The sequence below is a fragment of the Agrobacterium sp. NPDC090283 genome (assembly GCF_044769685.1).
Taxonomy (GTDB): domain Bacteria; phylum Pseudomonadota; class Alphaproteobacteria; order Rhizobiales; family Rhizobiaceae; genus Agrobacterium.
Window position 1 is genome coordinate 271,778 of sequence record NZ_JBIVYG010000004.1, and the last position, 12,562, is coordinate 284,339.

The following is a 12,562-nucleotide window of genomic DNA, read 5'->3' on the forward strand; positions in this document are numbered from 1 at the left end:
CCCAGAGGGCGGCTTTTGTTTGACCAGATGCCTGTGACGAGGGGCCTCAGGCTGCCTTTTCGAGTTCCTGTTTCCAGTTGCCCTTGGCGGCAAGGCTGTTCATCGCGGCGCGGTGTGTGAAGGCGCGCTGGCCGGCGGCGACGTTTTCCTGCTTGCCGCCCCATGTCTTGAGGGCCGTATCCTGAAGGGCGCGGCCGTAGGAATAGGTCAGCGACCAGGGCAGGTCGTAGCCGGCATTCATGGCGGAGAGATGGGCGGTTGCTTCTTCGGAGGACTGACCGCCGGAAAGGAAGGCAATGCCCGGAACGGCGGAAGGCACGGTCGCCTTCAGAACCTTCACGGTCTTTTCCGCCACTTCCTCGACGGAAGCCTTGCGGGCCTTCTTGCCGTCGATGATCATGTTCGGCTTGAGGATCATGCCTTCAAGGTTCACGCGGGCGTCGAACAGATCGGCGAAAACGGTCTGCAGAACCCATTGCGTGACTTCCGCACAGCGGTCGATGTCGTGCGTGCCGGGCTCGCCGTCCATCAGCACCTCGGGCTCCACGATCGGCACGATATCCGCCTGCTGGCAGAGAGCGGCGTAACGGGCGAGCGACTGGGAGTTTGCCTTGATCGAACCCCAGCTCGGACGCTGATCACCGATGGTGATGACGCCGCGCCACTTGGCGAAACGGGCACCGGCTTCATGATATTTGCGCAGACGCTCGTAAAGACCGTCGAGGCCTTCGGTGATGAATTCATGCGGGTGGAAAGCCATCGGCTTGGCGCCGATATCCACCTTGATGCCCGGCAGGCTGCCGGCCGCCCTGATGATATCCACGAAAGGCGTGCCGTCGGCGGCCTTCTGGAACAGGGTTTCTTCATAAAGAATGACGCCGGAGATATATTTCTTCATGGCGTCGTCGGAGCGGAACAGCATCTCGCGATAGTCGCGGCGGGCGGTCTCGGTGGATTCCAGATTGATGCTGTCGAAACGCTTCTTGATCGTTCCTGTGGATTCGTCGGCGGCGAGCAGGCCCTTGCCGTCGGCGACCATTTTGATTGCAATGTCTTCGAGACGTTCGGTCATTTGCTATTCTCCCAAGGCACAATAAATTCCCGATAACAGAAGTTCCAGGGCAGGGAAATGGCACGCTAACTCATTGAAACGATTGAAATGATTTCAATCGTTTGAAACTTTTCCTCCCATGTGCACTTACCAAAAAACAAGGCCGGACAAGCATGGCTTGTCCGGCCTCGTGTCAGGCAAGTAGGATAAGTTTACTTGGCGGCGGCCAGGATGGCAACGCCCGGCAGTTCCTTGCCTTCCATCCATTCGAGGAAGGCGCCGCCGGCTGTCGAAACATAGGAGAAATCGTCGGAAACGCCGGCATGGTTGAGTGCGGCAACGGTGTCTCCGCCGCCGGCGACGGAGACGAGCTTGCCGGCCTTGGTGCATTCCGCCGCGTGTTGTGCAGCGGCGACGGTCGCCGCGTCGAAGGGTTCGATTTCGAAAGCGCCGAGCGGGCCGTTCCAGACCAGGGTTTCCGCGCGGGAAATCCAGGCCTTGATGCTTTCAACCGATTTCGGGCCGACATCGAGAACCATGGCGTCGGCGGGAATGGCGTTGATGTCGACGATTTCATTGGCCGCACCGGCCTTGAATTCGCGGGCCACGACGCCGTCTTCCGGCAGCACGATGGCGCAGCCGGATGTCGCAGCCTCGATCATGATCTGCTTAGCGGTTTCGGCCAGATCATGCTCGCAAAGCGATTTGCCGACCTGCGCGCCGCGGGCGGCGAGGAAGGTGTTGGCCATGCCGCCGCCGATGACCAGCGCATCGACCTTCTTGACGAGGTTCATCAGGAGATCGATCTTGCTCGACACCTTGGCGCCGCCGACGATGGCGACGACCGGGCGAACCGGCTGGCCGAGGCCCTTTTCCAGAGCCTCAAGCTCGGCCTGCATGGTGCGGCCGGCATAGGCGGGCAGATGGCGTGCAAGGCCTTCGGTGGAGGCGTGGGCGCGGTGGGCGGCGGAGAAGGCGTCGTTCACATAGATATCGCCATTGGCGGCCAGAACCTCGACGAAGGCCGGATCGTTCTTTTCTTCGCCCTTGTGGAAGCGGGTGTTTTCCAGAAGCAGGATATCGCCGTCATTCAGTTTCGCGATAGCATCCGCCGCCGGTGCGCCGATGCAATCGGTTGCGAAGGAAACGGCGTGATCCAGCACTTCCTCGACGGCAGGCACGATCTGGGAAAGCGACATGTCGGCCACCGGTTCGCCCTTCGGACGGCCGAAATGGGCAAGCAGAATGACTTTCGCGCCCTTTGAGGAGAGTTCCAGAATGGTCGGCGCAACGCGTTCGATGCGGGTCTTGTCCGTCACTTTTCCATCCGCGACCGGCACGTTGAGATCAACGCGGAGGAGAACGCGCTTTCCGGCAATGTCGTTAAGGTCGTCGAGGGTCTTGAAAGCGGGCATAGGTCGATCCTGATGTTGTTGCGAGTTCGGCACGGACCATACTATGCCTGAATGCCGACGCAAGCCGGTCAGGCCTCATTTTCTCTCACTGTATTCGCAGGCGCGGGGGCACTTTCCTCCACACCGGGAAGGCTCGGCTGGCGCTTCTCTGCCAGATAGCTGCGCACACGGTTGAGGATTTCCGAAAAGCTGATGAAGATCGGCAGGCTGGTGGCCGGCTCCACCGGTTCGAGGGAGATGCCCACACCCGTTATCGCCTCGTGTTCGTCCAGCGTGCGGACGATCAGGACGATGGAGCCGAGGCGTACGCGGTCGGCATAATCGGCCTTCCCGGCAAGACGCGCTTCGATGAGTTCGGCAACGCTCATTGCCTGTTCGGCGGGCGAAAGCAGGCCGGGACCATAGGCTGCATCCAGCTCCTTCGCCGGGCGGGCGGGCGAGATCGCGAAAGTGCCAAAGAAATCGGCGTCGTCATCGGCGACCGGCAGGGCGCTCGCAAACAGCCGGTCGATCAGGCGGGAATAGCCGGGTGCGATGAAAAGATAGACAAGATCGTTCTCCCGCAGTCGCCCGGCATATTGATAGCGGATCGATTTGCCGTCGCGCACCACCAGCGACGGCATGGCCCAGCGCGGAATGCGCTCGCCCTGCATGATGGCGCTGCCCTTGGCGACCCGGTAGGAAATCAGTTCGTGATTGGCGGTGCCGGGCAGATCGACTTCCAGCTTGTCCACCTCGCCCATGCGTGGCGGCACGATCAGCCCGAGCCTTGTCGCCACCGGCTTGATGGTCCAGCCCTGTACCAGAAGTGACACCAGCACGATGATGAAGGCGGCGTTGAAATATATCTGGGCATCATCGAGCCCGCCGAGAATGGGCATGATGGCGAGCAGGATGGAGACCGCGCCGCGCAGGCCCACCCAGGCGACGAAGGAGGTTTCCTGCTGGGTATAATTGAAAGGCATGAGGCTGAGCCAGACCGCGAGCGGGCGGGCGACGAAGATCAGGAAAAGCGCCAGCAGCACGGCCGGAATGGCGATCGCCGGAAATTGCGACGGGGTGGCGAGGAGACCGAGCATGAGGAACATGATGATCTGGGCAAGCCATGTCAGCCCCTCATGGAAACGGCGAATGGTTTCCTTGGCGAAAATCCTGCGGTTGCCGGCAACGATGCCGGCCACATAGACCGCCAGAAAACCGCTGCCGCCAATTGTACCAGTGAAGGAGAAGACGAGCAGGGCCAAGGCCAGCACGAAGATCGGCGCAAGCCCGCGGTCGGCGGCGAACCGGTTGACGACGGTTGCGATCATGAGGCCGCCGAGCAGGCCGAAGATCACGCCAAGGCCCATCTGCTCAATGAAAAGCAGCAGAAAACCGCTGTCTATGCCGGCCAGCCCCTGACCCTTGGCGATGATTTCCACAAGCGCGATGGTAAGAAAGATCGCCATCGGATCATTGGTGCCGGATTCAACCTCCAGTGTCGACCGCACCTGATCGCGGATATGAATGCCGCCGATGCGCAGCAGAAAGAACACGGCCGCCGCATCGGTGGAGGCGACGATGGCGCCAAGCAGAAGGCCTTCCAGCCATGAGAGCCCGAGCAGCAGGGCGGCTGCGCCCGCGAAAAAGACGGATGTTAGAGTGACGCCCACGGTAGCGAGCGCCATCGCGGGCGCTGCAGACAGCCGGAAGGATTGTATGGACGTGCCGAAGCCGGAATCGAAAAGGATGACGGCAAGGACGAGCGAGCCGAGCATATAGGCAAGCGGGTTATTGGTGAATTCGATGCCGAGGCCGTCCACCCCCGCGACAAGGCCGATAACGAGGAAAAGCAGCAGCAGCGGCGCGCCGAAGCGGAAGGCGATGAGGCTGGAAAAAGCGGCGACGAGAACCAGAACAGTTGCCACCAGCAACAGAAGATAAAATGATTCCACGTCCACCGCCTCATTCAAACCGCGTTGATGGACCGCAACCCGTGGCGCAATGAATGCTCTGCGCGTCTGCAGTCAATGCGCCACGGGTTGCGGTCTGTCAGCGCTGTTTCTGGTGGCGTTGAAAGGCGACGCAAGGCGGGGTGTATCGAATGATACGGCAGGGCCGAAGTGCATTGCGCACGACCGTTATCCCTCTGTTTCTTGTCCGTCTCAAAATGGACCAGACAAAGGCAGGAAAGGGGAATTTTTTCGGCCTGCGGGTGAAAACATTCTGGACAGCTGACGGCAAATATCTTTGGCGAAATTAGATTTCGCCGATGCCGGCTACACGTAACATAGAGACAATGCAGGCGGGTTAGGTGTCGCTTCCGGATTTACTTGCATCACGACCGGAGCAATCGGATGAAACAAATATCTACCTTCATAATATTGGCGGCGGCCTCGATTGTTTCGGGTTGCTCAAGCACCGAGCAGACAGCTGAGAATATGGCCGCGCAACGCGAACGCTGCCGGGTCTTCGGTTATTACGAAGGTTCACGGGATTTTGCCGACTGCATGATGAAACTGTCCATGCAGCAGAGCGAGCTGAGGCAGCAGACTTTCGATACGATCTGGCGAGGCGCCAGCTCGGATCACATCATCATCAACAATAAAAAGTGACGGATGGCACGCGTCATCCGTCCGGCTAGGCACGCCTTGCGGCCGGTGATGGTTTTCGATCCGAAGCGCCCCATCGCCTTGCTTCTGGATCGATGCCGGCGGGTTTCCTCGTTCCCGCCGGCATTTTTTACAAATAAAAAGCCGGCAGGATTGCTCCTGCCGGCTTTTTGATAAGCGGGGTCTTACTTAGATGGTCTTCGCGAAGGCGACGGCCGTATCCGACATGCGGTTGGAGAAGCCCCATTCGTTGTCGTACCAGGACAGGATGCGCACGAACTTGCCTTCCATGACCTTGGTCTGGTCGTTCGCGAAGATCGACGAATGGCTGTCATGGTTGAAGTCGCGGGAAACCAGCGGCTCGTCGGTGTAGCCGAGAATGCCCTTCAGCTTGCCATCGGCTGCGGCCTTGATCGCTTCGTTGATTTCCGCAACCGTCGTGTCGCGCTTGGCGAGGAACTTGAAGTCGACGACCGATACGTTCGGGGTCGGTACGCGGATCGACGTGCCGTCCAGCTTGCCCTTGAGGTGCGGCAGAACAAGACCAACAGCCTTGGCGGCGCCCGTGGAGGTCGGGATCATGGAAAGGGCTGCGGCGCGGGCGCGGTACAGATCCTTGTGCATGGTGTCCAGCGTCGGCTGGTCGCCCGTATAGGAGTGGATCGTGGTCATGAAGCCATGATCGATGCCAACGGCGTCATCGAGAACCTTCACGACCGGCACGAGGCAGTTGGTGGTGCAGGACGCGTTGGAAATGACCAGATGGTCCTTCGTCAGCTGGTCGTGGTTGACGCCGAAGACGACCGTGAGGTCTGCGCCGTCAGCCGGAGCCGAAACGATGACGCGCTTTGCGCCGGCCGTCAGGTGTGCGGCGGCCTTGTCGCGGGCGGTGAAGATGCCGGTGCACTCGAGCGCGATGTCGACACCGAGTTCCTTGTGCGGCAGGGTTGCCGGATCGCGAACGGCCGTGACCTTGATCGGCTTGCCACCGCCAACGATGATGGTGTCGCCTTCGACCTTCACATCGGCCGGGAACCTGCCGTGGATCGAGTCGTAACGCAGCAGGTGGGCGTTGGTTTCAACCGGGCCGAGGTCGTTGATGGCAACGACTTCGATATCGGTGCGGCCGGATTCGACGATGGCACGCAGAACATTGCGGCCGATGCGGCCGAAGCCGTTAATGGCAACTTTTACAGTCATTTACAGTCTCCCGAACAAGAATGGGCGTGGTCTTTGCTGAATGGTGAGGGCCTGGAAAGCCCTCACGCAAGTTTTGCCTCGGCTGCGGCGACGACGGCTTCCGCCGTGATACCGAAGTGCTTGAAGAGATCCTTCGCCGGCGCAGAGGCTCCAAAGGAGTGCATGCCGACGAAAGCGCCGTCGTTACCGATGAAGTAATCCCAGCCCTGGCGAATGGCGGCTTCCACCGCGATCTTGACCGGAGCCTTGCCGATGATGGCGTTGCGGTAGGTTTCCGGCTGTTCCTTGAAGAGCTCGAAGCAGGGAACGGAGACGACGCGGGCGGAAACGCCCTTGTCCTTCAGCGTTGCGGCGGCCTTCAGCGCCACTTCCACTTCCGAGCCGGAAGCGAAGATCGAAACCTTGGCGTCGCTTGCGGAGACGAGTTCGTAAGCGCCGTAAGCGGAGAGGTTCTTCTCTTCATATTCCTTGCGCGAAGGCGTCAGGTTCTGGCGGGTCAGCGCCAGCGCCGAGGGACGGTGCTTCTGTTCCAGCGCCAGCTGCCAGCATTCCGCCGTTTCGGTTTCATCCGCCGGGCGGAAGAGGAGAAGGTTCGGAATGGCGCGCAGAGCTGCGATCTGCTCGACCGGCTGGTGGGTCGGGCCGTCTTCGCCGACGCCGATGGAATCATGCGTCAGAACGTGGACGACGCGGATGCCCATCAGCGCAGCAAGGCGGATCGACGGACGGCAATAATCCGAGAAGATCAGGAAGCCGCCAGCATACGGAATGAGACCGCCATGCAATGCGATGCCGTTCATGGCCGCGGCCATGCCGTGTTCGCGGATGCCGTAATGCAGGTAACGGCCGGAGAAATCCGTCGGCGTGATGGACTTCATCTGGCTGGTCTTGGTGTTGTTGGACGGCGTCAGGTCAGCCGAACCGCCAATCATTTCCGGCAGGATGCCGTTGATGACTTCAAGCGAATCTTCCGAGGCTTTACGCGTGGCGACGGTCGGGTTGTTTTCGATGATCTTCTTCTTGAAGGCATCGATGGAGCTGTCGAAGTTGCCGGGCAGGTCGCCGGCAAAGCGACGCTTGAACTCGGCCTTCTTGGCCGTCTCAGCGGCTTCGAGGCGGGCTTCCCAGTCCTGGCGCGTCTTGGTGGAGCGCAGGCCGGCGAGACGCCAGGCGTCCAGCACGTCTTCCGGAACCACGAAGGCTTCGGCTTCCCAGTTCAGGTGCTTGCGGGTGGCCGCGATTTCCTCGGCGCCGAGCGGGTTGCCGTGCACCTTGTGGGTGCCCTGCTTGTTCGGCGCGCCGAAACCGATGACGGTCTTGCAGGCGATGAAGGTCGGGCGGTCGGACTTCTGCGCGGCTTCGATGGCGGCGGCAATCGCGTCCGGATCGTGGCCGTCGACGCGGATGGTGTTCCAGTGAACGGCCTGGAAGCGGGCGATCTGGTCGGTGCTGTCGGAAAGGCCGACTTCGCCGTCGATGGTGATGTTGTTGTCATCCCAGAACAGAACGAGCTTGTTGAGCTTCAGGTGGCCGGCAAGCGCGATGGCTTCGTGGCTGATGCCTTCCATCAGGCAGCCGTCGCCGCACAGCACGTAGGTGAAGTGGCTCTGCAGGTCGGAGCCGAATTCCTCTTCCAGCTTGCGCTCAGCGATCGCCATGCCGACGGCGTTGGCGATGCCCTGGCCGAGCGGACCGGTGGTGGTTTCGATGCCGGTGGCATGACCATATTCGGGATGGCCGGCCGTCTTGGAGCCGAACTGACGGAAGCGCTTGATCTCGTCGATCGTCATGTCCTCGTAGCCCGTCAAATAGAGCAGCGAGTAAAGAAGCATCGAACCATGGCCCGCCGACAATACGAACCGGTCACGGTCCGCCCAGAGCGGCGCCTTGGGGTCGAATTTCAGGTAACGGGTGAAGAGAACGGTGGCGACATCGGCGGCGCCCATCGGCAGACCGGGATGGCCTGAATTGGCCTTCTCCACTGCATCCATGGCAAGAAAGCGGATCGCATTTGCCATCCGGTTGTGTTTGTCGCGAGAAATCATGGCTTTTCCGTCTGTTTCCGGGTGAAAGGAGATAGTTTTACGCAACTATCCAAAAAGCGGGTTGATCCATAGCAGGTGAGGCAGGCAAGTCAATAAATCCACGGGCGTTTGCGGTTCGCTCAGGGAGAAAAAATCGTTTAGAAAACCGGGCATCCTGACAAAATTCGTGCGATATGGACTGGCGTCTCTTCGTTCATCCACAGAGCAAAAGGGCTCAATGCACTGGTTTGATTGACGGGATGGTAAATCGGGTAATAACCTCGTGATTGTTGGGAAGGCCTGAAACCGGACGATTCGGCCGGTGGTGTGCGAGTTGGAAAAAACGATGTCGGCTGAGAAGACCGTACAATCTGCGCTGACGGAGCTGAATGCTGCCATCACAAATCTCGAAAATGCCATCGATATGCGTATCGAGCGGCAAAGGGAGACGGGCGAGATCGACAATGAGGTCAAACGGGTCCATGTGGACCGCGCCAGGCTCGCTCACGAGCTTGACCAGGCCGAATTTCGCGCCAATCGTCTTGAAGAAGTCAACCGCGAGGTTTCCCGCCGGCTGGTAACGGCCATGGAGACGATCCGCGCGGTGCTGGATCGATAGGAGCGGTTTCATGGCGCAAGTCACTGTTATGATCGACGGCAAGGCCTATCGCATGGCATGCGAGGCGGGACAGGAAGACCACCTGACCGATCTCGCCACACGTTTCGACCGCTATGTCGGCCACCTCAAGAGCCAGTTCGGCGAGATCGGCGATCTGAGGCTCACCGTCATGGCCGGTATTATGGTGATGGACGAGCTTTCCGAACTCAACCGCAAGATCGACAAGCTGGAGGGGGAGGTTGCGGCCCTGTCCCGTAATCGTGACGGCATGGCCGAGCACAAGGCGAAATCGGACGAGATAGTGGCGCTTGCCATCGGCGATCTGGCCGACCGCCTGAACGGGATCACCGAAAAACTGCTGGCGCGGCCGAAGCCCGCCGCGCATTGAGCGGGTGCAGGTTTCTGAGGCGGCAAAATTTCGCGCCGCACCCTCTGGCGATTTTCATCGATCCGTCCTATATCTTGGATGCGTTCTGCGCTTCCCGACAGGAACCACAATCCCTGGGGCCATACTCGATCCAAAGGGAGCTGTCCCTGGCCAGTCCCGTGGGGCTGGACACACGGTGCCCACCTACTTTTGTAGGCGCCCAGGATCGTAAATCTCCATCGGTCGCCGTGGATCGCGCTTGAAGTTTCGGGTCAACCCCCGGGGCTTCCCTGTACCCTGGATATATTCGACAGTCATTTTTCATAACTGCCGGACGCGGCTTTTTTATATTGCCGTCATTGCAATGGCGGAACAATTCCCTATTATCCGGATTGGTATGTCTGTCATGCCCTTTAAAAAAGGGCGCTGCGGCCAAAACCGCGACGTGCCGTTCAACAGCCCAAAGAGCTAAACTTGTTTACTGAAATTATGATCGTGGTCCTGCTCACCGTACTGAACGGTGTGCTTGCCATGTCCGAGCTTGCCGTTGTCTCCTCCAGACCGGCGAGGCTCAAAGTGCTTGCCGCGCAAGGCAGCAGAGGCGCCACCATGGCGCTCGGCCTTTCCGAAAATCCCGGACGTTTCCTTTCCACGGTGCAGATCGGCATCACGCTGGTCGGCGTTCTGTCCGGTGCGTTTTCCGGTGCCACACTCGGCGCCCGGTTTACCGCATGGCTTTTGGAGCAGGGCGTTCCTGACCGTGCTGCCGATGCAATCGGTGTGGGTTCGGTGGTGGTCGCCATTACCTATCTGTCGCTGATCGTCGGCGAGCTGGTGCCCAAGCAGATCGCGCTGCGCGATCCCGAAAAGGTTGCCGCCCGGGTCGCGCCAACCATGGTGATGCTGTCGCGGGTCGGCGCGCCGCTGGTATGGCTGCTCGACAAATCGGGTAAGGCCGTTCTCGCCCTTCTCGGCCATAGCGGTGAATCCAACGCATCGGTCACTGACGATGAAATCCGCACGGTTCTGGCCGAAGCCCACAGCGCCGGCGTGATCGAGACCGAGGAATCGGCGATGATCACCAGCGTCATGCGCCTTGCCGACCGCAATGCGCGCGGCCTGATGACGCCGCGTCGCGATGTGGAAGTGGTCGATATCGAAGACAGCGCTGAGGAAATCCGCGAGCAGCTCCGCCAGACGCAGCGGTCGCGCCTGCCGGTGCGCAATGGTGCCTCGGATGAAATTCTCGGTGTGCTTTTCGCCAAGGATGCCTTCGATGCGCTGGCCTCCGGCAAGGAACTCAACATTCGCGAGCTTCTGCGCGAGGTTCCCGTCGTATCGGATCTGACAAGCGCGGTGGATGTCATCCAGTCGCTGCGTCGCTCCACCGTGCACATGGTGCTGGTCTATGACGAATACGGCCATTTCGAAGGTATCGTCAGCTCCGGCGACGTTCTGGAGGCCATTACCGGCGCGTTCCAGGAAGACAATGACGAAGAGCCGGCCATGGTCGAACGCGAGGACGGTTCGTTCCTCGTCGCCGGCTGGATGCCCGCCGATGAGTTCGCTTATCGCATGGGTTTCCAGATCGATGAGGATGCCGAATTCGAAACCGTTGCCGGTCTGGTTCTGGACGAGTTCCGTCGTCTGCCGGAGCTGGGCGAACACGTTACCCGCAACGGCTGGCGTTTCGAGGTCATCGATCTCGATGGCCACCGTATCGACAAGGTTCTCGTGAGCCGGGCTGCCTGATGCCGGGCGACGTTGCCGAAAAAGCGAGGCTGCGCGGCGAAAGGCTTGCCGCGCGCGATGCTTTGACGCTGACGGAGCGGGAGCAGAAAAGCCGGTCCATAACGGCTCATGGCGCCTCGGATATTCCCTTTGGGCCGGGAACCGTCATTTCCGGCTTCATGCCGATCCGTTCCGAGGCCGATACCCGGCCGCTGATGGAGGCGTTGCGCGAACGCGGCGGGCGCCTTGTCCTTCCTGTCGTGCTGGATCGTGAAACCATTGTCTTCCGGGCCTTTGAGACGGATACGCCGCTGGTGAAGACCGGCTTCGGCACGACTGGCCCGGGTGAGGATGCGGACGTTCTCGATCCGGATATTCTGCTCGTGCCTCTCTCCGTCTTCGATGGGCATGGGCAACGGGTCGGTTATGGCGCGGGCCATTATGACCGCGCCATTGCACGTTTGCACGTCAGGGGAAAACAACCTGTTCTCATTGGCGTCGCATTCGATTGTCAGGAAGTGCCGTATGTGCCGGCGGAGCCGCACGATGTATCGCTTCACGCCATTCTGACGGAAAGCGGCCTGCGCTGGTTTTCCGACCCCCTGTCGATCTCCGATAGTGGGCAAAAGGCGCTTTAGCACTTTTTAAAAGATGGATTACCCGCTAGAGGGGACGGAATTTTTAAAACATGCGCAAGATCGGGGCGGGTGAATGAGGCTTCTTTTTCTCGGAGACATGGTTGGTAAGACCGGACGCACGGCTGTCTGGGAACGATTGCCGGGGCTGATTTCCGATCTGAAGCTGGATTTCGTTATCGTCAACGGTGAAAACGCCGCGGGTGGTTTCGGTATCACCGAAGATATCTATCTCGAGACCATCAATGCGGGCGCCGATGTCGTCACCACCGGCAACCACGTCTGGGACCAGAAGGAAGCGGTTTCCTTTTGTGAGCGGCACGACCAGTTCCTGCGGCCCGCCAATTATCCCGACGGTACGCCGGGCAAGGGCTCGGGCATTTTTTATGCCCGCAACGGCGCGCGCGTGCTTGTCGCAAACATCATGGGCCGGGTGTTCATGCATCCGGAACTGGACGATCCCTTCAAGTCGGCGGAAAACATTCTTGCTGCCTGCCCGCTGAAGGAACAGGCCGACGCCATCATCTTCGATTTCCATGCGGAAGCGACGAGTGAAAAACAGTGTTTCGGCCATTTTGTCGACGGGCGCGCAAGCTTCGTCGTCGGCACCCACACCCATGTTCCGACGGCTGATGCGCAGATATTGAATGGCGGCACGGCCTATATGTCTGACGCCGGCATGTGCGGCGATTATGACAGCTCGCTTGGCATGGAGAAGGAAGAGCCGATCAACCGCTTCATTTCGAAAATGCCGAAAGGCCGTTTCGAGGCGGCGAGCGGGCCGGCGACGATCTGCGGCGTCGGCGTTGAAATCTCCGACCGTACCGGGCTTGCCGAGAAAATCGCACCGCTGCGCATCGGGCCGCGGCTTTCGGAAACGCTGCCTTCCTTCTGGGCTTAAACTTCTGCCGGAAGCGTTCACAATGACG

11 protein-coding genes and 1 other RNA gene are annotated in these 12,562 nt (G+C 60.1%); 7 read left to right on the top strand and 5 right to left on the bottom strand.

The window, feature by feature from the left end:
- Positions 1–46: 46 nt before the first annotated feature.
- The 3 genes from ACIQUH_RS08615 to ACIQUH_RS08625 form a co-directional block, all read right to left on the bottom strand.
- Positions 47–1,072, bottom strand: a complete 1,026-nt coding sequence (locus ACIQUH_RS08615) for a class I fructose-bisphosphate aldolase (protein ID WP_400813717.1) — start codon at positions 1,070–1,072, stop codon at positions 47–49.
- Positions 1,073–1,263: 191 nt separating this feature from the next.
- Positions 1,264–2,466 (bottom strand): phosphoglycerate kinase, encoded by a 1,203-nt coding sequence (locus ACIQUH_RS08620; RefSeq protein WP_400813719.1) that lies wholly within the window; start codon positions 2,464–2,466, stop codon positions 1,264–1,266.
- Positions 2,467–2,534: 68 nt separating this feature from the next.
- Positions 2,535–4,400 carry a potassium/proton antiporter gene (locus ACIQUH_RS08625; protein WP_400813721.1) on the bottom strand — a complete coding sequence of 622 codons (1,866 nt, stop codon included), beginning with the start codon at positions 4,398–4,400 and terminating at the stop codon, positions 2,535–2,537.
- Between the two features lie 402 nt (positions 4,401–4,802).
- On the opposite strand from ACIQUH_RS08625, the gene ACIQUH_RS08630 reads away from it, so the two are divergent.
- Positions 4,803–5,060 carry a hypothetical protein gene (locus tag ACIQUH_RS08630; protein WP_400813724.1) on the top strand — a complete coding sequence of 86 codons (258 nt, stop codon included), beginning with the start codon at positions 4,803–4,805 and terminating at the stop codon, positions 5,058–5,060.
- A 186-nt stretch (positions 5,061–5,246) separates the two neighbouring features.
- On the opposite strand, the gene gap is transcribed toward ACIQUH_RS08630, so the two are convergent.
- Together gap and tkt are read right to left on the bottom strand one after the other, a co-directional pair.
- Positions 5,247–6,257: a type I glyceraldehyde-3-phosphate dehydrogenase gene (gap, locus tag ACIQUH_RS08635; protein ID WP_400813726.1), complete on the bottom strand. Its 1,011-nt coding sequence runs from the start codon at positions 6,255–6,257 to the stop codon at positions 5,247–5,249.
- 62 nt (positions 6,258–6,319) lie between these two features.
- Positions 6,320–8,302 (bottom strand): transketolase, encoded by a 1,983-nt coding sequence (tkt, locus tag ACIQUH_RS08640; RefSeq protein WP_400813728.1) that lies wholly within the window; start codon positions 8,300–8,302, stop codon positions 6,320–6,322.
- A 325-nt stretch (positions 8,303–8,627) separates the two neighbouring features.
- Here tkt and ACIQUH_RS08645 point away from each other — a divergent pair, with 325 nt between their 5' ends.
- The 6 genes from ACIQUH_RS08645 (at position 8,628) to ACIQUH_RS08670 (ending at position 12,534) form a co-directional block, all read left to right on the top strand.
- Positions 8,628–8,900, top strand: coding sequence for a DUF4164 domain-containing protein (locus ACIQUH_RS08645; RefSeq protein ID WP_003506205.1), 273 nt, complete (start codon positions 8,628–8,630; stop codon positions 8,898–8,900).
- Positions 8,901–8,910: 10 nt separating this feature from the next.
- Positions 8,911–9,288: a cell division protein ZapA gene (locus ACIQUH_RS08650; protein WP_400813731.1), complete on the top strand. Its 378-nt coding sequence runs from the start codon at positions 8,911–8,913 to the stop codon at positions 9,286–9,288.
- A gap of 79 nt (positions 9,289–9,367) precedes the next feature.
- A non-coding RNA gene (gene ssrS, locus ACIQUH_RS08655) (6S RNA) lies at positions 9,368–9,526 on the top strand.
- A gap of 230 nt (positions 9,527–9,756) precedes the next feature.
- Positions 9,757–11,019, top strand: a complete 1,263-nt coding sequence (locus tag ACIQUH_RS08660; protein ID WP_400814023.1) for a hemolysin family protein — start codon at positions 9,757–9,759, stop codon at positions 11,017–11,019.
- The gene (locus tag ACIQUH_RS08665) at positions 11,019–11,636 is read left to right on the top strand and encodes a 5-formyltetrahydrofolate cyclo-ligase (RefSeq protein ID WP_400813733.1); all 618 of its coding nucleotides are present in this window, start codon (positions 11,019–11,021) and stop codon (positions 11,634–11,636) included. Before ACIQUH_RS08660 ends, ACIQUH_RS08665 begins: the two co-directional genes overlap by 1 nt.
- A 73-nt stretch (positions 11,637–11,709) precedes the next feature.
- On the top strand, positions 11,710–12,534 hold the full coding sequence (locus ACIQUH_RS08670; protein ID WP_400813736.1) for a TIGR00282 family metallophosphoesterase: 825 nt from the start codon (positions 11,710–11,712) through the stop codon (positions 12,532–12,534).
- Positions 12,535–12,562: the final 28 nt, after the last annotated feature.

Excerpts from the sequence above, each read along its gene's own strand:
- ACIQUH_RS08615 (WP_400813717.1), bottom strand. The coding sequence starts at position 1,072 with ATGACCGAACGTCTCGAAGACATTGCAATCAAAATGGTCGCCGACGGC.
- ACIQUH_RS08620 (WP_400813719.1), bottom strand. The coding sequence starts at position 2,466 with ATGCCCGCTTTCAAGACCCTCGACGACCTTAACGACATTGCCGGAAAG.
- ACIQUH_RS08630 (WP_400813724.1), top strand. The coding sequence starts at position 4,803 with ATGAAACAAATATCTACCTTCATAATATTGGCGGCGGCCTCGATTGTT.
- gap (WP_400813726.1), bottom strand. The coding sequence starts at position 6,257 with ATGACTGTAAAAGTTGCCATTAACGGCTTCGGCCGCATCGGCCGCAAT.
- tkt (WP_400813728.1), bottom strand. The coding sequence starts at position 8,302 with ATGATTTCTCGCGACAAACACAACCGGATGGCAAATGCGATCCGCTTT.
- ACIQUH_RS08645 (WP_003506205.1), top strand. The coding sequence starts at position 8,628 with ATGTCGGCTGAGAAGACCGTACAATCTGCGCTGACGGAGCTGAATGCT.
- ACIQUH_RS08650 (WP_400813731.1), top strand. The coding sequence starts at position 8,911 with ATGGCGCAAGTCACTGTTATGATCGACGGCAAGGCCTATCGCATGGCA.
- ACIQUH_RS08660 (WP_400814023.1), top strand. The coding sequence starts at position 9,757 with ATGATCGTGGTCCTGCTCACCGTACTGAACGGTGTGCTTGCCATGTCC.
- ACIQUH_RS08665 (WP_400813733.1), top strand. The coding sequence starts at position 11,019 with ATGCCGGGCGACGTTGCCGAAAAAGCGAGGCTGCGCGGCGAAAGGCTT.
- ACIQUH_RS08670 (WP_400813736.1), top strand. The coding sequence starts at position 11,710 with ATGAGGCTTCTTTTTCTCGGAGACATGGTTGGTAAGACCGGACGCACG.